Raw genomic sequence first — 17,088 nt, forward strand, 5'->3', positions numbered from 1 at the left:
AAAGTTTTTTGCCACAGATTAAAGGATTAAAAGGATTTATTGAATTGCCTCCAGCTTTAGCTGGAGGTATAAAAGTTGAATTAGAAAAGGCTTTAGCCAAATCAGTAGTTGTTTGGCTAAAGTCTTTTGAACTTAATTATTTTTCCATCCAGCTAAAGCTGGAGGCAACTTATAAATAAAAGCTTTGCGACTTCGCGGCTTTGCGAGATTAAAAAAAAATTGCGTCTTAGCGCCTTTGTGGCAATAAAAAATCAACAGCAGATCGAGTAATCTCAGATTCATCTTCCTTTGCAGTGATAATTGAAACATTCGTATATAAATTCACTTTTTTCAATTCGATAAAACCAATTTCAGGATCTCGATTGTTTTTGGCAATGTTTGATGGAACAATTGAAATTCCTAATCCGTTTTTGACCAATTGTACAATGGAGTTGATGTTATTGGCTTCATGAATAATCTTTGGCGTAAAGCCATAAAAAGCACAAAGTTCCAATAAGACTTCGTGGTAATGCGGTGCATAATCTTTATTGAAGAAAACAAATGTTTCGTCTTTTAGGTTTGCAATTTCATTTTCTGATTTTATCTGAAAAGAACTTTTATTATAAACCAATGAAAATCCATCTTTAAACCATAAATGTGATTTTATTTTTGGAGACTGAATTGGTGATCGAATAATTCCCATTTCAATTTTTCCTTGCTCTAAAGCATCGATCTGTTTGGTGGTTGAAATTTCGAAAAGTTTGAAATTTACATAAGGAAATCGCGCTTTCAGATGTTTTATTAAATCTGAAATGACAGAAGAATAAATCGAACTGATATAAGCAATTCTAAATTCGCCCGAAACATTCTCTGCAATCTTTTTTGTTTTCGCAGAAATGCGTTCCAGATTCTGAAAAAGCGCCGTTACTTCTTCTTTAAAATATTTTCCAGCTTCGGTGAGTTCTACTTTTTTATTGTTTCTGATAAAAAGTTTTGCCTGAAGTTTGTCTTCCAGTTCTGCTATTTGTCGGCTTAATGGCGGTTGAGAAATAAAGAGTTTTTCTGAGGCTTTGGTGAAGTTCAGTTCTTCGGCGACCGCTAAGAAATATTTTAAGTGACGTAATTCCATGATACTTTGAAAGTATTGTTAATTGATAAAAATAGTATTTTTAAAGTATTCATGAAAGAGATAGTTTTGAATAAAAATAATTCTCTCGCAGATTTTGCAGATTGGGCAGATTATTAATTGATTTATTAAAATAATTCATAATCACAAAATATCCTGATCTATAATAGCAAAAACGATCCCCTAAATCTGCTAGATCTGCGAGAGATAAAAAAACAAAAGACCATGAAAAAATCAACTATTGAAGAAATCAAAGAACGATTTGACAATGATGTCGAACGATTTTCGAATTTAGAAACTGGACAAGTGGCAACAATTGATGCTACTATTTCTTTAGAATTAATAACAGAAGCTTCAAAGCGAATTGTTCCAAATGCTACATCTATTTTAGATGTTGGCTGTGGAGCCGGAAATTACACGTTAATGATGTTATCTAAAGTGCCAAATTTAAACTGTACTTTGGTCGATTTGAGTTTACCAATGTTGGATCGCGCTTTTGAAAGAGTTTCGGCAGTAACAAATGGAAAAGTAGAAATCAAACAAGGAGATATTCGAGAAGCAGCTTTACAAGAAAACAGTTTTGACATTATTTTGGCTGGTGCTGTTTTGCATCATTTGAGAGACGATCAGGATTGGGAAACTACTTTCGTTAAATTGTTTAAATTATTAAGACCGGGCGGTTGTTTGATGATTTCTGATTTGATCACGCAAGACACCGAATTATTGAACGAATATACTTGGCAACGTTATGGCGAATATTTAGAAGAAATAGGAGGGGCAGAGTATCGTCAGAAAGTTTTGGATTATATCGAAAAGGAAGATTCGCCAAGATCGATGAATTATCAATTGGATTTAATGAAAAAAGCAGGTTTTTCAAAAGTCGAAATTTTACACAAGAATATGTGTTTTGGGGCTTTTGGTGGAATAAAGTAGTTTTTTGTTAGCCACGAATTCACGAATTAATTTAAAAATGTTTGCGCATAGATTTTAAAAAATAAATTCGTGAATTCGTGGTGAAAAACCTTTATAGAATCTGTTCTGTTTTGTAAACCTGAATTGGACTTGAAACCAGACTTTCGGTTTTTTTGATGAATTCTTGTAAATAAGATTGATTGTTGTGTAGGTCTAATCCTGGTTGATCTTTCCATTCTTCCCAAAGAATAAAAACATTTTCGGAAGTGTGTAAATCGTAACGAATACACGCAGCTTCTTTTCTAGTTTCGGATACTAGATGTGTTAGCAGGCTTTGAACTTCAATTAAATGTTCTGGTTTACTTTTTAAAATTGCTGTAATCGAAATCATAATTATAAGTTTTTAAAAGTTTGCTCTAAATGTTTCGTGTAATTCTCTTTAAAGATAACGATATTTTCTGGTGTAGCACCTTTTTCTACGTCATGGAAATGAAATCCGTTTACGCGTTCCATTCCTGTGAATTTGTTCATTTTGTGGAAGCCAAACATTACGCCATCATCAACAGAAGTTTCTTCGAAGAATTCTCCTGGAAGTGTAAAAGCAGTTGCAGGGGCATTCCAGCTTGTGGTAAGCATATATTTGCGTCCGTGTAGAAGTCCGCCAGTCCCGTAATTGATGTCTGGGTTTACACGACTTCTTCCGTCGTTTTTATAGATTCCATTGTTGTGTCCTTGTGTAAAAACATCATCGATATATTTTTTGAAAAGATTCGGAATTTGAAACCACCAAACTGGTGTATGATAGATAATTAAATCTGCCCAAACGAATTTTTCTACTTCTTTTTGAAGATCTATTTCGTCTTCAATGTGAGTTGTTTTTATCTCGTAATCTCTGTTTTTAGAAAGAAATTCAACTGTCCAGTCTTGAACTGTTTTGTTGAATTGTCCTCCTGAATGCGCAAATTTTTGCCCGCCGTTAATTATAAATATCTTTTTCATTTTACTTTATGTTGTTATGGATACGTGATGCGTGAGGGATAGGAGCGATATCTCCCGATTTAGAAAAACAAGGCTTTTTAGCCGTAGTTTTTGTTTATCGGGAATTTAGCGTATAGCCCGGCCCTTGGGACACGCCCAAATTCTAAATTATTTAAGTTTTGAGATTTTTTTAAACACATAGAAATATAGGTTTTTCTTTCTTGGAAAAGAGAATGGAAAGAAACTAGTTTCTAACACATAGGTATGTGTGTGTATGTAAGTGAAACGCCTTTGTAGACAAAGTAAAACTATGTTTCTATGTGTTTAAAAAGAGAATTATTTTATTTTAGCAATTGCCTGATTGATAAATTCCAATTCTGAAGCTGATAGGTCAAAATTCATTGTTTTGGCGTTTGAAATGGCTTGTTCTGCGTTTCTTGCTCCCGCTAAAACAATTGCAATTCCTTTTTGTAAAGATGTCCAACGTAAAACTAATTGCGATAAGCTTGCTTCTTTTGCATGTGCTAAAGAAGTTAATTCTTCAACTAAAGTTTTTACTTTTTGAAGATCAAACTGATTGAAATAACCGTTTCTATGGTCGTTTTCTTTTAATTTGCTGTCTGTGAAATATTTTCCAGTCAATAAACCTCTTTCCATTGGGCTGTAAGCAATGATTCCGATGTTTTCTGCAACTGTAAAAGGAATTAATTCTTCTTCAATTTTACGGTTCAGCATGCTGTAAGCTACTTGGTTTGAAGACACTTGAATTGTTTTTTGTGCTTCCTTAATTTGTGCAACATTGTAATTGCTTACTCCAAAAGCTCTGATTTTTCCTTGCTGAATTAAGCTTTCTGCGGCTTCCATTGTTTCAGAAATTGGTGTTGTTGAATCTGGCCAGTGAATTTGCAATAAGTCAATATAATCGGTTTGAAGGCGTTTTAAGCTTTCTTCAACTTCTTTAATTACGTTTGCTTTTGATGAATATTTGTAAATCGGAACTTTTTTTCCATTGTCGTCAGCGTCGAAAAAGAAATCACCTTTTCCGTTGTTGCTTCCGTCCCAAACCAAACCGAATTTTGTAAGTAACTGAACTTTAGAACGATCTTGACTTTTAATAGCTTCTCCGATCATTTCTTCGCTTAAACCAAATCCGTAAAAAGGAGCGGTGTCGATTGTTGTAACGCCATGATCGATTGAAGCGTGGATAGAATCGATTGAATCTTTCTTTTCTGTTCCGCCCCACATGGTTCCGCCAATAGCAAATGCACCATAAGTAATAGCTGATAATTCAAGTTCTGAGTTGCCTAGTTTTCTATATTCCATGATTGTGATTTTTTGTGTTTAAAATTGATAAGGCAAAATTATACTGTTTTTATGATTCTTATTTGGTATATATTTGTCTTTTTTAGGTATATTTGCATCTTCAAATAAATAGAATTATGAAGAAAGAAAACTTATATGAACCTTTTACGGTTTCTTTTGAAACGCTGAATGAATATCCAGATGTAGGAGATCGCCATAATTTTTTCGAACTGGTTTACATTTTGGAAGGAACAGGAAGACAGTGTATTAATAAGAATATTTTTGAGTATGATCCAGGACATTTGTTTTTATTGACGCCCGAGGATTGTCATAATTTTACAATTGAAACCGAAACGAAATTTTTCTTTTTGAGGTTTAATGATATTTATTTGAAAAATTCTAGTCTTCAGAATGAAAATATTCAGCGATTAGAATATATTCTTCAAAACGCCAATCATCAGCCGGGCTGTATTCTTAAAAATGATCCTGATAAATGTCTGGTAAAGGTTATGATTGAAGCTATTTGTCGTGAGCATCAGGATAAAGACGTTTACAATCAGGAACTGATTCAGCAGTTGGTGAATACGCTGATTATTATCGTGGCGAGAAATATTGCGAAATATCTTCCGGAACAAATAACGATAAATACGGAAGCCAAAGCGATGGATATTCTACAATATATTCAGAATAATATTTACTATCCTGAAAAGATTAAAGCGGAATCTATTAGCGATTATTTTGGGATTTCTAATACGTATTTAGGACGTTATTTTAAGAAACATGCCAGTGAAACGATGCAACAGTATATCAGTAATTACAAAACAAAACTGATTGAACATCGCTTGCAATTTAGCGATAAGCGTATTAACGAAATTGCGTATGAGTTTGGTTTTACGGATGAAAGCCATTTTAATAAGTTTTTTAGAAAACAGAAAGGATATAGTCCGTCTGAGTTTAGAAAAACGATTCGATTGAGTGCTTAGTAATGGTAGGCTGATGATGCCGATTTTGTCGGATTCTATAAAGTTGAATTAATGGATAGGGAAGAAGCGAAAAAAGTTATTGCAGTTTATGAAATGCAGAACTTGTCAAGTCATGAAAAACTTGAAATTTTAGAATATAATTATTGGTTTTTTGGAGATAAAGAAGAAATAATCGAGGCTATAAAAGATGGCTCTTATCCTGAAATTTCAAAGAATTTAATAGAGATAATTGATAAAACTCCAGATCCGTTTCTTAATGCTGAATCAGAAGTTTTGGTAGTTAATTATCTTGCAAATGGATTAAAATATGTAACCAATTTATACTTGCAGACTAAACTAAAAAGTATAAATCCAAATTTCAAAGATAAAATTGTTGGAGAAGTTGAAAAAGCAGGTTTATGTCGATGTTGTGAATACTATTCTATTGGATATGGTGAAGATGGTTTTTATGATATTTGCCCCGTTTGTTTTTGGGAAAATGGAGGCAATGGGCCGAATCATATGACTTTGGAAGAAGCTAAATTGAATTTCGGAAAATTTGGTGCTATCAATAAAAATTCTTTGGATTTTGTAGATGTTGAAGGAAGAAAGAAATATGCGAAGGAATAAATCTTTAATCCATGAGAAAAAAAATTCGTATAAACTCGCGTTTTTGCAAAGCGAATCAGTTTTGTACTCGTACTTTAGTACTTTAATCTTCTTTTCCAATAATAAAATCAAAATGCTCCGTTTTACCTGCTCTTAGATTGCGGATTTCATTTTGGATTAATTCTTCTAAAGAATCAGCTACGATGTTTCTGTCCCAAGATTCATTTTGGAGCTCTATAATCTGTCCAAATTTTCCTTTTGAAGCGGGATCTGTATCGTAAAGCAAATAATCGCCATTTCTTCCTGTAGCAAACGGAATCCATTTTGGGTTAGCATAATTATTGGTTTGTATTTTTTCGAAATCTATTTCTTGTTCTGGTAAGTCTTCTTCGTCAAATTGTAAATCTTGGATAGAATTCCATTCTTCGGCAATATCTTCAAACGGAATTAAATCATAGCTCCAATTGTTTACTCCAAACTGAAAAACAGCCGTTACTGGGTCATAATCTACATTTTTAACTTTATAAAAATTTACAAGAGCTGGCGGTATAGTAATATCATTTTCAAGCTCCATATGTTTTTGAATGTCTTCTTCAGAAATTCCTTCTGTAAGATTGTAATAATCGTTGTTTGTTGAAACAATTTTATTGATTTCCGAAATCCATTCCTGCCATAAGGGTTGAAATAATTTGAATTCAGGGTCAATAGCTGCAGTGATTTTCTTTTCTTTTTCTTCGGAAGCGGAAATGCTCAGAGACGTAATTTTGCCATCTTCTTTATCAAACCAAACACTTATTCCGTTAAGGATAAAAGCTCCACTTCGGTCTCCTTTAAAAAGCTTTACAAGCTGATTTTTGTTGTCTTCGTAGTATTGAAATAATTCTTGTCCGTCAAAAATAAACTCTCCTGCAAAGATGCTTTTTGCGCAATAATCATATTCTCTAACCTCAAATTCAACGGACAAACTTTCGACTTTGTTTCCTTCTTTAGAAAACGCCATAATACCAAGCTCATCCCAAGTATAGATGTGGTTATATTGTTTTTTTAGATATCTGTAATTTCCTAAAGCTTGTTTTAAAACTGAGATATCAATTGGGAATTCGATGTTTAGGTTATTAATCTGAAAGCCTGTTTTGGATAATTCAAGTTTTGTCATTTTGCTTTTTTGAGGGTTAGATAATCTTTTTGATTACGCGTAATTTATGGGTGTGTTTGTTTAATTCTGGATTGTAGATTCCAGTATGGTCCAAACGGTCAATACGAACTTTTCCACTTGCGTGAATGATGTAATTGTTGTCCATGATGATTCCGACATGGGTAATGTTTCCTTCGTCATTATCAAAGAAAGCTAAATCGCCTGGTTCGCATTCTTCAATAAAGCTTAAAGGATCTCCTTCAAGCGCTTGTTGAGAAGCGTCACGATGAATTTTATAGCCGTTCAATTTATAAACCATTTGAGTAAAACCAGAACAATCAATACCAAAAGGGGTTTTTCCTCCCCACAAATAGGGAGCATTCAAATACATAAAAGCCGTTTTTATTAAAGCGCTTTTAGGTTTGATGCCACTGGTTTTGGTTCCTTCGAAATCGAAGTTTGAAATATTGATTTCGCTGTTGTTTAAAAAGGATAATGAAGCTCCAAGCGGAATTGGAAGCAGGAGATTGTTTGGAGCCGTGATGTAATCAATTAAATCTGCATTTAAAATAATCGACTCTTTGCTCAAAAGATCAAATTGCTCTTTGGTAATTTCCTGATATTGCTTAGAATCTACCCAGCCTTCATAGTCATCAAACTGAATCCTAATTCGTGCCCATTGATTTTTGCGTTCTAAAATTTCGATATGCTCGCCAAACAAAAGCTGTGTGACAATTTCACTTCTGTCGCTGGCTTCAGCTCGAACGGGTACTATGGCTAAATTGCAAATTCCAAACATTTAAGGAAATTTATAAGTTGAAAAATCAGGAGCTGTATTTACTCCTGATTTTTTGTGATATTGTTTTAAGCTCTTTCGATAACAATTGCCGATGCGCCGCCGCCGCCGTTGCAAATTGCAGCTGCTCCGGTTTTTGCATTGTTTTGTTCTAAAACATTCAGTAAAGTTACGATTATACGCGCTCCAGAAGCTCCAAGAGGATGTCCTAATGAAACCGCTCCACCGTTTACGTTTACTTTATCGTTGTCAAGGTTTAATATTTTTGCATTGGCTAATCCAACAACAGAGAAAGCTTCGTTAAACTCGAAATAATCAACATCTGAGATTGAAATTCCTGCTTTGTCTAAAGCTTTTGGTAATGCTTTTGCTGGACTTGTTGTAAACCATTTTGGTTCTTGTGCAGCATCTGCATAGCCTTTTATGTAAGCTACAGGTTTTAAACCTAATGCGTTTGCTTTTTCTTCAGACATTAAAACTAAAGCAGCTGCTCCGTCATTAATTGTTGAAGCGTTTGCAGCAGTTACAGTTCCGTCTTTTGTAAAAACTGGTGCTAAAGATGGAATTTTATCTAATTTCACGTTAGTATATTCTTCATCTTTTGAAAATATAACAGGTTCACCACGTCTTTGCGGTACTTCAACAGGAACAACTTCATTGTCGAATTTTCCAGCGTCCCACGCTTTTGCACTTCTTTCGTAAGATTGAATTGCAAATGCATCTTGTTCTTCACGGCTAATTTTATATTCAGATGCACATAAATCAGCACAAACTCCCATTGCGTTGTTGTCGTAAGCATCTGTTAAGCCATCTTTCTGCATTCCGTCCAACATAGTTGCAGGACCAAATTTATTTCCGGCACGCATTTGAACGTAGTGAGGAATCAAGCTCATGCTTTCCATTCCGCCCGCAACTACAATTTCAGCATCACCGCATGCAATTGCTTGCGCAGCAAACATTACAGCTTTCATTCCAGATGCACATACTTTGTTTACTGTTGTAGCAGCAACTTCTTCTGATAATCCGGCAAATAATGCAGCCTGGCGCGCTGGTGCTTGTCCAACTCCCGCCTGAATTACATTCCCCATGAAAACTTCATCGACTAATTTTGGGTCAAGATTAATTTTTGAAAGCGCTCCTTTTATGGCAGCAGCTCCTAATTTTGGTGCAGGTACACTAGATAACCCGCCCATGAAACTTCCGATAGGTGTTCTAACGGCAGAAACGATAACAACTCTTTTGTTCATTTTCTGTTTAATAATAGTTAGTAAGCAAATTTAATGTTTATTTGAATAAATTCAAATTTTGTATTGAATAGGGTTGATTTTAAATTTAAGGTGAATTTTTTGTTAATTCTATTTGTTTGATTGTTAAGTGGTTTTGAAAAAAGATTAAAAAAAACTAAAAAAACTCAAAAAAAAGCTTGTGAGAAAAGGAATGTTGTTATACATTTGCACTCGCAAAACGGAAGCAATTCCACTAGCAAGGAGAGGTGCCAGAGCGGTAATGGAGCAGATTGCTAATCTGTCGACGGGTAACCGTCGCCAGGGTTCGAGTCCCTGTCTCTCCGCTTAAATTTTGCCTCGGGGTGTAGCGTAGCCCGGTTATCGCGCCTGCTTTGGGAGCAGGAGGCCGCAGGTTCGAATCCTGCCACCCCGACTACAATTGAAATAATGGTCGCATAGCTCAGCTGGATAGAGCACCTGCCTTCTAAGCAGGCGGTCGAAGGTTCGAATCCTTCTGCGATCACAAAAAACCACTCAATCGAGTGGTTTTTTTGTTTTATGTATAGCGTTTTGATTTCTATTCTTAGAAATTTTAAAGTAAAGGTTCCATAGCTCAGCTGGATAGAGCAACGCACTTCTAATGCGTAGGTCGAAGGTTCGAATCCTTCTGGGATCACAAAAAGCCACTCAAATCGAGTGGCTTTTTTTGTTTTTGATCGTATTTTATTTATTTTTAGTTATTGATGGTAAAAAAAACATTAATGACATGAGAATAGCAATACTAGGAGCTCATTTGGTTGGTAAAACAACATTGGCAGAAAAACTACATGAATCTTTTCCTGATTATGAGTTTTATCCAGAGCCATACTTTGAATTACAGGAAATGGGTTTTGCTTTTTCTGAAATGCCTACCGCCGATGATTATATGATCCAGCTTGAACATTCATTAAAGCAAATCTTGAGAAGCGATAAGGATGCTATTTTTGACCGCTCTCCAATTGATCTTTTAGCTTATGCGCTTGCGGTTGACAATACACTTAATTTTTCATCAGTATTTACTAAAATTCAAAATGCAATTAAAGAAATTGACGTTTTTGTATGGGTTCCTATTGAAGAACCTGATAGAATTTCTTGTTCAGACTCCAATTTGCCTGAACTGAGATATGAGGTAAATGATCTTCTTGGCGAATTAATTGATGATTTTGAGATAGAAGTAATTAAAGTGAAAGGAAATTTATCTGAAAGATTAAATCAAATTCAAAATAAAATAGAAGAGTTAAAGGGATAAAATAAATAAAGACCAAACATTCTTGAATGCTTGGTCTTTATTCGTTTGTAAGATTTGTTTTTAATGCAAATTACATTTATCAATAATTGTCAAATTCTTTACGTTTGTAAAAAGTATCGTCATTACTTTCAGAAGCAAGGCGTGATTCTTCAGTAGGATAATAAGAATTCAATACTCTTCTTTCGTACTCCCTATCAAAATCATTTTGCCAGTTATATCTGCTTGTTTTTCTAAATGTATCATATCCAATATTGTTTGCCATGACAATTTTAGTGTCTTTATTTATGCTGACAGAACCAATTGGTATAATAATATGGCTGTCTCCATCTTTGTATATAAATTCCTTTCCGTTTTCATTCGCAATTGCATCATGCACTTCATTACGACTGTCTTCTATTAATCCTTTATCTAGATTAACGTCAAGATAAACAACTCGTTGCATATCTTTATTAACCCAAAGATTATCAATTTTTCCTATTGTGCGGTTGTCTCCGTCTACAATTTTCCAACCTCTTACATCCGAATAGTTTGAGGCAACTTTATAGTCAGAAAGCTCATCTAATCTGTATAAATTTCTATCTTTATTTTCCATAGTTTCTTAATAATTTGCTGTGCTGTCTACACTAGAATTGTTTTCGATTTCCATTTTGTTTTCATTTCGCACTTGATCATCTCTCAAAAAGACATAATATACAAGTGCTGAGATTAATAGGACTGCTACAATCCACGGCCAAATTGGCTTCTTTTTCTCAATTTTAATTTCTGCCATAACCTTTATTTTTATTATGAATATTTAATTTTATAATAAAGGTACAAATGGAGATAGCGTTTGAAAGTATTTAATTTCGGATAGAAGTTATACAATTCCCAGTCGGCTAGAAAATTGATTGATAATGTTTTGTAAGCAGAGTTGCTTTAAATGTAATTTTTGAAATTGATTTTTAATACTCTAATTAACTCAATGTTTACGGGGGATTCTTATATTCTTAAATTATTTTGTAGTAAATTGCTTGTTCTTTTTTTAAGTCTAATAACAAACGAAAAATTTTTGCTGCGCCCCATGAATGAAGAAATAAAATTATACCGAAATCCTAAGAAAACCAGAAACTTACTTTTATATGCTAGCGGAATCAGTATTTTAATAGCGATTATGCTTTTATACGGCATTGGGACTTTTGATGGAGTATTTAAAGTGAAACTTTCAATTGCTTCTGGTGCCATTCTTTTAATAATGCTTGTTTTGATACTTAAAGTTCTTGGAAGTATAAAAGACAAATCTCCCTTAATTCAAATAGATTCAAATGGTTTTTCTGGAAGAACCACTCCATTGGCCAAAGCTTTTGGGAGAATAGAGTGGCAAGATGTTACCGATTTGCAATTAAATAAAGTAGGAGGAGATACTTTGGTTGCCGTTACAATTGATAATGTAGCAAAGTATGACGGCCGCGCTTCTAAGTTTCTTTGGAAATTGGCTTTTGATGAGCAAAATTCGAAATTGAATATAATGTACTCGGCTTCAGAAATTGATATGAATGAAAAAGCTCTTTATGACTTGTTTGTAAGTAATTGGAAAAAATAAAATCTTAGAAAAATTATTGTGAAGTGGTGGGGTTTATTATTTTTTTTAATTATTAAAATAGCTTAACTTAGTGTAAATGACATCAAATAACTTCAAATTTACACGTTTAATGCATTTTAAATATTTATCAATATTCCTGATTTTAATATCTTTTAAATCCAATTCTCAAATTGTTGAAGAAAAAAAGAATTTTCGAGCAGCAGATTCTTTATTGAAAGAAAATAGTTTTTCGGTTCATAAAGATAATTACTTTTTGACAGGAATTCCTTTAGATGAGCCCATAACAAGAAACTCTGCAGATGTAAAGTATCAAGTTAGTTTCAAACTAAGATTAAATTCTAAGCCTTTATGGGGTGGATTTTTCCCTTACTTAATGTATACACAAAAAGCTTTTTGGGATATATATGCGAGCTCTAAGCCTTTCTCAGAAATTAACTTTAATCCGGGAGTTGCGATTGTTCGGCCTTTTTATTTAAAAGGTGGGAGATTAACATACGGTTCGATTTCAGTTGAACACGAGTCAAATGGTAGAGACTCCATTTATTCCCGAACATGGAATATGATCGCTTTTTCATTAAAATCTCAAGTTTCGCCAAGATGGATTGTTGGAATAAGAGGCTGGATTCCTATTGTTGATAAAGATGATAATCCAGGATTAACACAATATGTTGGTTATGGAGAAGCCAGTGCAACTTATCAGATAAAACCGGGACGTTGGAGCGCAGATGTTCTCTTTAGGAAAGGCAGCGGACTTATTAATTACGGATCTCTGCAGACACAGCTTAATTGGCGACCTTACAAAAATGAAAATTATTACGTCACTCTTCAATGGTTTATTGGTTACACGGAAAGTTTAATAGATTATCAGGAACATACTAATATGGTGCGTATAGGTTTTACAATTAAGCCGGAAGGAATGGGTATCTTTTAAATTGCTGTAAATTATTTATTTGAATTTTTTGAGCCGATCAAAACACTGAGAATGAATCGCTTTACCTTGATGGTATTGCTCCAAAGTCATTCCGTACAATTTAATAGAACTATTATATTGGTCATTTTCAATATCTTTTTTTGACTGAAGTGTCTTTTTGCTTTTATTGTTCGTAGAAGACATAATATTGTTGTTAGGATTTATTTGATTTTCTAGATCTTAAATTTATTGAGACGTTAAAAGTTTTATTTTTTCAATTGCTTGTTTGTTTTCATATGCAACTTCTACTAACGCTAGCAAAATATCATTTCTTAATATTGTTTTATTTCTTACGTTTCTAATTAATGACTTAGGGGGAGTAGGCAGTCCTTTTTTGACGATGCAAGCGATAGTAAGGTCAACATAGGTTACAGGTAAATGCTTATCTATAAATTCATAAGCTTTTTTATTGTGAGAATTATCTTCTTTAAAATTGCTATTATTGATTAATTTTGACATATATTTGCTAATTATTAACGGCATGGTTGTTAGCCTGTGTAAATGTAAGAATATTATTATATTTAGTGTTTTTTTTAATGTTAAAAAATATATTTTAACTATATTTTGTTTGAATTTTAATGATGATGTATCACGAGAAACTAAGTAAATTCTTTAGGGATAAAGGATTAAAGCAGAAGGAAGTCGGGGCAATTTTAGGATTTAGCCCTGCAATGATTGGAAGGTATTTACATGGAACAGCTAATATAGGTTCTGAATTTATTCTTAGCTTAAGCAAAAACTTTCCGGATGTAGATTTGAATGATCTTTTTGCTCCCGATGAGCAAAATTTGGTTAATGAAGCTGGAGCAGTTTATGAAAAGCAAACTATTTTAAATGATTTGCAAGAAATAGAAGGTCGTATTCATGATATTAGACTGCGATTAGCAAACAATAAGTTTGAGGAATAATAAATAGTTTTCCAAAAAAATATCTAACAATTCTAAATTTTACAGTATTAATTTAACCACTCTTTTTGGAGTGGTTTTTTGTTGCGAAATACTTGATTTTTAGTTGAATCGATTCTAAGAGGTTAAGTTTTTTTTTATTAAATTTGGTTAACAATTTCTAGCAGTAACCAATATGGAAAAATTAAAACGACCTGTTTATGTTAAACCAGGAACAGATGATTTTTTTAAAAAGATGCGTTTAGAAGTGAATGAAACGGTCTTAAAAAACTCGTCTTTATATATGTTAAATGTTGTAAAGTCCCTCGGACTTTTGGCAGTATTTTTTTTATTCTACGTCTGTATTTTAATTTTCGGCAACCAGACCCCCTTACTATTTCTTTTTTATATTCTGGCTGGCATTACAATGATTGTTTTATTTATAAATGCTTTTCATGATGCTGCACATGGAGCTTTGTTCAAAAAGCCAAAGCATAATGAATGGTTTTTGTATGTTTTAGAACTCTTTGGGAGCAATCATTGGCTCTGGATGCGACGTCATATAAGTTTGCATCATGCTTATCCAAACGTGCCCGATTGGGATGTCGATATCAAACAAAGCGATATTATTAGAATATTTCCAAACAGTCCGTTGTTTAATTACCATAAGTATCAGCACATTTACATGTGGTTTATTTATCCTCTTTATAGCTTAAATTGGCTTTATATTAGAGACTTTAAAGACTTTTTTGGCACAAAGGATAATTATGTAAAAAGAGTAGTCGACAAGATTCCGAGACAAGAAGTGTACAGAATGTTTGCGGCCAAGATTATTAATTTAGCTTACTTGCTTTTTGTTCCAATGATGCTTTTAAATCAGCCTTGGTATACCGTTCTTTTGGCTTGGCTGTCTATGCATTTATGCGGAAGTGCAATTGGGGTTGTGGCGCTGGTTTCGACCCACGTTGATGAAGATGCACATTTTCCGGGTACAGATGAAGACGGAAACCTTTCTGATACTTGGGTGGTACATCAAATGATTGTAACTAAAGATTTTAGTACAGAAAGCAAATTGGCTAATTTTCTTTACGGCGGATTTACGCATCACGTGGCACACCATCTTTTCCCAGCGGTTGGGCATACGTACTACCCTTATATTACGCCAATTATAAAACGATATGCAGCAGAATATAATTTGCCTTATACTTCATATCCATTTTATCATGCCGTTCGTTCTCATTTTAGAATGTTGAAAAACAAAGGTGTAAAAGAAAATATTTTAGTTACAGGAGAGATATAGTTATTGAAAGCTATTTTATAAAAAAAGTCTGGTTCATTATTGAACCAGACTTTTTTTTGAATTTGCTCCAGTGGAGCGATATTTTTTTAACGTTGCGCTTATTTTTTATTTGTGATATTTTCCTTTTTAATGTTCAAGTCTTTTAAAAGGTTGCCTTTAATTTCAATATCAAAATTATCTTCTTTAAATACGGTTAGTTTTGATTCGGCGAATTTGTAGACATTAATTTTATTGTTTTTAACATCAATATACAAATCGTACGAATAACTGCTGCAGTCGTGCTGTTTGCATCCCCAAGCGTGTAGTATATTGTCTTGTTTCTCAAAAGGAGTTTCGGTATTCCAGTTTGCTACCATTTGATCATAGTCAGTTCCTAATAGTTTTTTTAATCTTGGGGCCAACTTGCTTTTGGTCAAAAACTGAGTTCCGATAACACTTTTATCAGCTAAAGCATATAAAGAATCATTTGGATTCAAAACGATGCTGTCTTCTTTTAAAGCTTCTGTTTTTATTGAAGTAGAATCTGTTTTGGGAATACTTGTAATACTTTCTTTTTTGCACGAAACAAAGAGTAAACTGCTCAATATAATTGTCGAAATGTATGTGGCTCTGTAATTCATATAACTGATTTTTTTTGAATTAATAATTTAATATACAAAGTCGTAATAATCTAGTTTTCATAAAGATATTAAAAATATTTTTTGTTTTGAAAGTAATTTATGATGGATTTCGGACTCAAAAAACTAATTTTTAGCTTTAAAGAGAAACCTTAAGAATCGATTTTTAATATTTTTTGTTTAATTTCAATTTTTTAAATTATTAGGGAATGAATCACACTTTGAAAATTTTAGTTTTTTTTCTTTTCGGAATTAGCTCTTTACAAGCGCAAAATGAAGCTTATGTATCTTCATCTGAAGCTAAAATCTCAGATACGACTTTTGTAAACCTAAGAGATTATAGCAATGATTTTGTCTATGATATGAAATATGCAACGGAAGATAATTTTCTAAAAACTAAAGTATACGACTGCGCAGAATGCATGCTTCGTTTAAAGACGGTAAAAGCTTTAATTGCGGCCAATAATGATTTTTTGAAGAAAGGATACCGCATTAAATTATTTGACTGCTACAGACCTTTAGATATCCAAAAAAAAATGTGGGAGATTGTGTCGAATCCTACTTATGTTGCAGATCCAAAAAAAGGCTCCATCCACAATAGAGGAGGAGCCGTAGATATTTCTTTGGTTGATATAACAGGAAAAGAAGTGGATATGGGAACTTCTTTTGATTTTTTTGGAATTATGGCCAGTCATAATTTTAAACAGCTTTCAGAAGAGATTCTTTCAAAAAGAACTTATTTAAAAAATACAATGATTAAAAATGGCTTCAATTCATTTGATTCTGAGTGGTGGCATTATAATTTAAAAGCAGGTTTAAAAGATAAAGTTTCCAATCAAAAATGGAAATGCGATTGATTTACTCAACGCATCTAATATTTTGCATGAAATAAGTATTCGGATTGGTAACCTTTCCTGTTAACTCAGATGTTAACTCTCGTTTTACAACATAATCTTCTATGTTGGTCAAGTACTTTATTCGCATAATCGAGATCGGAGATTTTTTTAGTTCCTCGTAATTGTCTTTCATGAACATGAAAATTCCTGTATTTACACGATTATTAAAACCTTTATCATCACGAATTAATGTTCCGCAATTTTCTTGGTTGATATGCATTAAGGTTACAATTTTTCCGTTTTCTAATTGTAAAAAGATTTTTGAATTTTTATCAAAACAGTTTGCCTTAATAAAATCTTTACTTTTTTGAATAGCCTGAAGATTTAAAGTTGGCAATCCGTCGGTTTGTGCTAATGAAAAGAAAATATAATCAAAGTTTCCTCCAAAATATTTTTCGCTCATTAAATACTCATTGGTTACTTTATAGCTTCCAATTGAGTCATTTACATTTACACTGTATTCACATGGTTTTTGTGCAAATGAGGTAATAGTCAATAAAAAAAGAGTTAGTGTAATTAGTTGTTTCAT

At 33.1% G+C, this 17,088-nt stretch carries 23 protein-coding genes and 4 tRNA genes; 14 read left to right on the forward strand and 13 right to left on the reverse strand.

Features of this window, described 5'->3' with window-relative positions; genetic code table 11:
* The first annotated feature begins 8 nt into the window (after positions 1–8).
* Positions 9–179, forward strand: coding sequence for a hypothetical protein (locus BSF41_RS23775; protein ID WP_172426920.1), 171 nt, complete (start codon positions 9–11; stop codon positions 177–179).
* Positions 180–226: 47 nt separating this feature from the next.
* On the opposite strand, the gene BSF41_RS15800 is transcribed toward BSF41_RS23775, so the two are convergent.
* On the reverse strand, positions 227–1,108 hold the full coding sequence (locus tag BSF41_RS15800) for a LysR family transcriptional regulator (protein ID WP_095930474.1): 882 nt from the start codon (positions 1,106–1,108) through the stop codon (positions 227–229).
* A gap of 222 nt (positions 1,109–1,330) precedes the next feature.
* Here BSF41_RS15800 and BSF41_RS15805 point away from each other — a divergent pair, with 222 nt between their 5' ends.
* Positions 1,331–2,038, forward strand: coding sequence for a class I SAM-dependent methyltransferase (locus tag BSF41_RS15805; protein ID WP_095930475.1), 708 nt, complete (start codon positions 1,331–1,333; stop codon positions 2,036–2,038).
* A gap of 91 nt (positions 2,039–2,129) precedes the next feature.
* Here the strand turns inward: BSF41_RS15805 and BSF41_RS15810 are convergent, their stop codons facing one another.
* From BSF41_RS15810 to BSF41_RS15820, 3 genes are all read right to left on the reverse strand, one after another.
* A complete protein-coding gene (locus BSF41_RS15810; RefSeq protein ID WP_095930476.1) occupies positions 2,130–2,408 on the reverse strand; it encodes a putative quinol monooxygenase in 279 nt (92 codons plus the stop codon).
* A gap of 2 nt (positions 2,409–2,410) precedes the next feature.
* Positions 2,411–3,016, reverse strand: a complete 606-nt coding sequence (locus BSF41_RS15815; protein WP_095930477.1) for an NAD(P)H-dependent oxidoreductase — start codon at positions 3,014–3,016, stop codon at positions 2,411–2,413.
* 315 nt (positions 3,017–3,331) lie between these two features.
* Positions 3,332–4,318 (reverse strand): aldo/keto reductase, encoded by a 987-nt coding sequence (locus BSF41_RS15820; RefSeq protein ID WP_095930478.1) that lies wholly within the window; start codon positions 4,316–4,318, stop codon positions 3,332–3,334.
* Between the two features lie 116 nt (positions 4,319–4,434).
* On the opposite strand from BSF41_RS15820, the gene BSF41_RS15825 reads away from it, so the two are divergent.
* Together BSF41_RS15825 and BSF41_RS15830 are read left to right on the forward strand one after the other, a co-directional pair.
* Positions 4,435–5,280: an AraC family transcriptional regulator gene (locus BSF41_RS15825; RefSeq protein ID WP_095930479.1), complete on the forward strand. Its 846-nt coding sequence runs from the start codon at positions 4,435–4,437 to the stop codon at positions 5,278–5,280.
* 51 nt (positions 5,281–5,331) lie between these two features.
* Positions 5,332–5,889, forward strand: coding sequence for a CPCC family cysteine-rich protein (locus tag BSF41_RS15830; protein ID WP_216359049.1), 558 nt, complete (start codon positions 5,332–5,334; stop codon positions 5,887–5,889).
* An 82-nt stretch (positions 5,890–5,971) separates the two neighbouring features.
* Here the strand turns inward: BSF41_RS15830 and BSF41_RS15835 are convergent, their stop codons facing one another.
* The 3 genes from BSF41_RS15835 to BSF41_RS15845 all read right to left on the reverse strand — a co-directional run bounded on the left by BSF41_RS15835 (position 5,972) and on the right by BSF41_RS15845 (position 9,046).
* Entirely contained in the window at positions 5,972–7,024 is a 1,053-nt protein-coding gene (locus BSF41_RS15835; protein WP_095930480.1) for an SMI1/KNR4 family protein, read from the reverse strand.
* A gap of 16 nt (positions 7,025–7,040) precedes the next feature.
* Positions 7,041–7,802 carry a C40 family peptidase gene (locus BSF41_RS15840; RefSeq protein WP_095930481.1) on the reverse strand — a complete coding sequence of 254 codons (762 nt, stop codon included), beginning with the start codon at positions 7,800–7,802 and terminating at the stop codon, positions 7,041–7,043.
* Between the two features lie 65 nt (positions 7,803–7,867).
* Positions 7,868–9,046, reverse strand: coding sequence for an acetyl-CoA C-acyltransferase (locus tag BSF41_RS15845; RefSeq protein ID WP_095930482.1), 1,179 nt, complete (start codon positions 9,044–9,046; stop codon positions 7,868–7,870).
* Between the two features lie 239 nt (positions 9,047–9,285).
* Here BSF41_RS15845 and BSF41_RS15850 point away from each other — a divergent pair.
* From BSF41_RS15850 to BSF41_RS15870, 5 genes are all read left to right on the forward strand, one after another.
* Positions 9,286–9,369, forward strand: a tRNA-Ser gene (locus tag BSF41_RS15850).
* A 14-nt stretch (positions 9,370–9,383) separates the two neighbouring features.
* Positions 9,384–9,458: transfer RNA gene (locus BSF41_RS15855), tRNA-Pro, on the forward strand.
* Between the two features lie 16 nt (positions 9,459–9,474).
* Positions 9,475–9,548: transfer RNA gene (locus BSF41_RS15860), tRNA-Arg, on the forward strand.
* 79 nt (positions 9,549–9,627) lie between these two features.
* Positions 9,628–9,701 (forward strand) — tRNA-Arg (locus BSF41_RS15865).
* Positions 9,702–9,791: 90 nt separating this feature from the next.
* Positions 9,792–10,313, forward strand: a complete 522-nt coding sequence (locus tag BSF41_RS15870) for an ATP-binding protein (protein ID WP_095930557.1) — start codon at positions 9,792–9,794, stop codon at positions 10,311–10,313.
* Between the two features lie 79 nt (positions 10,314–10,392).
* Here the strand turns inward: BSF41_RS15870 and BSF41_RS15875 are convergent, their stop codons facing one another.
* Together BSF41_RS15875 and BSF41_RS23780 are read right to left on the reverse strand one after the other, a co-directional pair.
* Positions 10,393–10,905, reverse strand: coding sequence for a PRC-barrel domain-containing protein (locus tag BSF41_RS15875; protein ID WP_095930483.1), 513 nt, complete (start codon positions 10,903–10,905; stop codon positions 10,393–10,395).
* Between the two features lie 6 nt (positions 10,906–10,911).
* A complete protein-coding gene (locus tag BSF41_RS23780) occupies positions 10,912–11,082 on the reverse strand; it encodes a hypothetical protein (RefSeq protein WP_172426921.1) in 171 nt (56 codons plus the stop codon).
* A 291-nt stretch (positions 11,083–11,373) separates the two neighbouring features.
* Here BSF41_RS23780 and BSF41_RS15880 point away from each other — a divergent pair, with 291 nt between their 5' ends.
* On the forward strand, positions 11,374–11,892 hold the full coding sequence (locus BSF41_RS15880) for an STM3941 family protein (RefSeq protein WP_141248156.1): 519 nt from the start codon (positions 11,374–11,376) through the stop codon (positions 11,890–11,892).
* Between the two features lie 76 nt (positions 11,893–11,968).
* Complete coding sequence (locus BSF41_RS15885; RefSeq protein WP_250836756.1) at positions 11,969–12,823, forward strand: phospholipase A; 855 nt, start codon at positions 11,969–11,971, stop codon at positions 12,821–12,823.
* Positions 12,824–12,838: 15 nt separating this feature from the next.
* Here the strand turns inward: BSF41_RS15885 and BSF41_RS23785 are convergent, their stop codons facing one another.
* Complete coding sequence (locus BSF41_RS23785) at positions 12,839–13,006, reverse strand: hypothetical protein (RefSeq protein ID WP_172426922.1); 168 nt, start codon at positions 13,004–13,006, stop codon at positions 12,839–12,841.
* 42 nt (positions 13,007–13,048) lie between these two features.
* Positions 13,049–13,321: a hypothetical protein gene (locus tag BSF41_RS15890; RefSeq protein ID WP_141248157.1), complete on the reverse strand. Its 273-nt coding sequence runs from the start codon at positions 13,319–13,321 to the stop codon at positions 13,049–13,051.
* A gap of 125 nt (positions 13,322–13,446) precedes the next feature.
* Here BSF41_RS15890 and BSF41_RS15895 point away from each other — a divergent pair, with 125 nt between their 5' ends.
* Both BSF41_RS15895 and BSF41_RS15900 read left to right on the forward strand, forming a co-directional pair.
* Positions 13,447–13,770 (forward strand): helix-turn-helix domain-containing protein, encoded by a 324-nt coding sequence (locus tag BSF41_RS15895; RefSeq protein ID WP_172426923.1) that lies wholly within the window; start codon positions 13,447–13,449, stop codon positions 13,768–13,770.
* A 172-nt stretch (positions 13,771–13,942) separates the two neighbouring features.
* Complete coding sequence (locus tag BSF41_RS15900) at positions 13,943–15,046, forward strand: acyl-CoA desaturase (RefSeq protein ID WP_095930487.1); 1,104 nt, start codon at positions 13,943–13,945, stop codon at positions 15,044–15,046.
* A 98-nt stretch (positions 15,047–15,144) separates the two neighbouring features.
* Here BSF41_RS15900 and BSF41_RS15905 read toward each other — a convergent pair whose 3' ends face one another.
* Entirely contained in the window at positions 15,145–15,666 is a 522-nt protein-coding gene (locus BSF41_RS15905; RefSeq protein ID WP_095930488.1) for a hypothetical protein, read from the reverse strand.
* A gap of 206 nt (positions 15,667–15,872) precedes the next feature.
* Here BSF41_RS15905 and BSF41_RS15910 point away from each other — a divergent pair, with 206 nt between their 5' ends.
* Positions 15,873–16,520, forward strand: a complete 648-nt coding sequence (locus BSF41_RS15910; protein WP_095930489.1) for a M15 family metallopeptidase — start codon at positions 15,873–15,875, stop codon at positions 16,518–16,520.
* 1 nt (position 16,521) lies between these two features.
* On the opposite strand, the gene BSF41_RS15915 is transcribed toward BSF41_RS15910, so the two are convergent.
* Positions 16,522–17,088, reverse strand: coding sequence for a hypothetical protein (locus BSF41_RS15915; RefSeq protein ID WP_095930490.1), 567 nt, complete (start codon positions 17,086–17,088; stop codon positions 16,522–16,524).

It is taken from the genome of Flavobacterium sp. ACN2, assembly GCF_002303885.1.
GTDB lineage: Bacteria > Bacteroidota > Bacteroidia > Flavobacteriales > Flavobacteriaceae > Flavobacterium.

Bases quoted from the DNA above. Each gene is read 5' to 3' on its own strand.
- BSF41_RS15800 (WP_095930474.1), bottom strand. From the start codon at position 1,108: ATGGAATTACGTCACTTAAAATATTTCTTAGCGGTCGCCGAAGAACTG.
- BSF41_RS15805 (WP_095930475.1), top strand. From the start codon at position 1,331: ATGAAAAAATCAACTATTGAAGAAATCAAAGAACGATTTGACAATGAT.
- BSF41_RS15810 (WP_095930476.1), bottom strand. From the start codon at position 2,408: ATGATTTCGATTACAGCAATTTTAAAAAGTAAACCAGAACATTTAATT.
- BSF41_RS15815 (WP_095930477.1), bottom strand. From the start codon at position 3,016: ATGAAAAAGATATTTATAATTAACGGCGGGCAAAAATTTGCGCATTCA.
- BSF41_RS15820 (WP_095930478.1), bottom strand. From the start codon at position 4,318: ATGGAATATAGAAAACTAGGCAACTCAGAACTTGAATTATCAGCTATT.
- BSF41_RS15825 (WP_095930479.1), top strand. From the start codon at position 4,435: ATGAAGAAAGAAAACTTATATGAACCTTTTACGGTTTCTTTTGAAACG.
- BSF41_RS15830 (WP_216359049.1), top strand. From the start codon at position 5,332: ATGGATAGGGAAGAAGCGAAAAAAGTTATTGCAGTTTATGAAATGCAG.
- BSF41_RS15835 (WP_095930480.1), bottom strand. From the start codon at position 7,024: ATGACAAAACTTGAATTATCCAAAACAGGCTTTCAGATTAATAACCTA.
- BSF41_RS15840 (WP_095930481.1), bottom strand. From the start codon at position 7,802: ATGTTTGGAATTTGCAATTTAGCCATAGTACCCGTTCGAGCTGAAGCC.
- BSF41_RS15845 (WP_095930482.1), bottom strand. From the start codon at position 9,046: ATGAACAAAAGAGTTGTTATCGTTTCTGCCGTTAGAACACCTATCGGA.
- BSF41_RS15870 (WP_095930557.1), top strand. From the start codon at position 9,792: ATGAGAATAGCAATACTAGGAGCTCATTTGGTTGGTAAAACAACATTG.
- BSF41_RS15875 (WP_095930483.1), bottom strand. From the start codon at position 10,905: ATGGAAAATAAAGATAGAAATTTATACAGATTAGATGAGCTTTCTGAC.
- BSF41_RS23780 (WP_172426921.1), bottom strand. From the start codon at position 11,082: ATGGCAGAAATTAAAATTGAGAAAAAGAAGCCAATTTGGCCGTGGATT.
- BSF41_RS15880 (WP_141248156.1), top strand. From the start codon at position 11,374: ATGAATGAAGAAATAAAATTATACCGAAATCCTAAGAAAACCAGAAAC.
- BSF41_RS15885 (WP_250836756.1), top strand. From the start codon at position 11,969: ATGACATCAAATAACTTCAAATTTACACGTTTAATGCATTTTAAATAT.
- BSF41_RS23785 (WP_172426922.1), bottom strand. From the start codon at position 13,006: ATGTCTTCTACGAACAATAAAAGCAAAAAGACACTTCAGTCAAAAAAA.
- BSF41_RS15890 (WP_141248157.1), bottom strand. From the start codon at position 13,321: ATGTCAAAATTAATCAATAATAGCAATTTTAAAGAAGATAATTCTCAC.
- BSF41_RS15895 (WP_172426923.1), top strand. From the start codon at position 13,447: ATGTATCACGAGAAACTAAGTAAATTCTTTAGGGATAAAGGATTAAAG.
- BSF41_RS15900 (WP_095930487.1), top strand. From the start codon at position 13,943: ATGGAAAAATTAAAACGACCTGTTTATGTTAAACCAGGAACAGATGAT.
- BSF41_RS15905 (WP_095930488.1), bottom strand. From the start codon at position 15,666: ATGAATTACAGAGCCACATACATTTCGACAATTATATTGAGCAGTTTA.
- BSF41_RS15910 (WP_095930489.1), top strand. From the start codon at position 15,873: ATGAATCACACTTTGAAAATTTTAGTTTTTTTTCTTTTCGGAATTAGC.
- BSF41_RS15915 (WP_095930490.1), bottom strand. From the start codon at position 17,088: ATGAAACAACTAATTACACTAACTCTTTTTTTATTGACTATTACCTCA.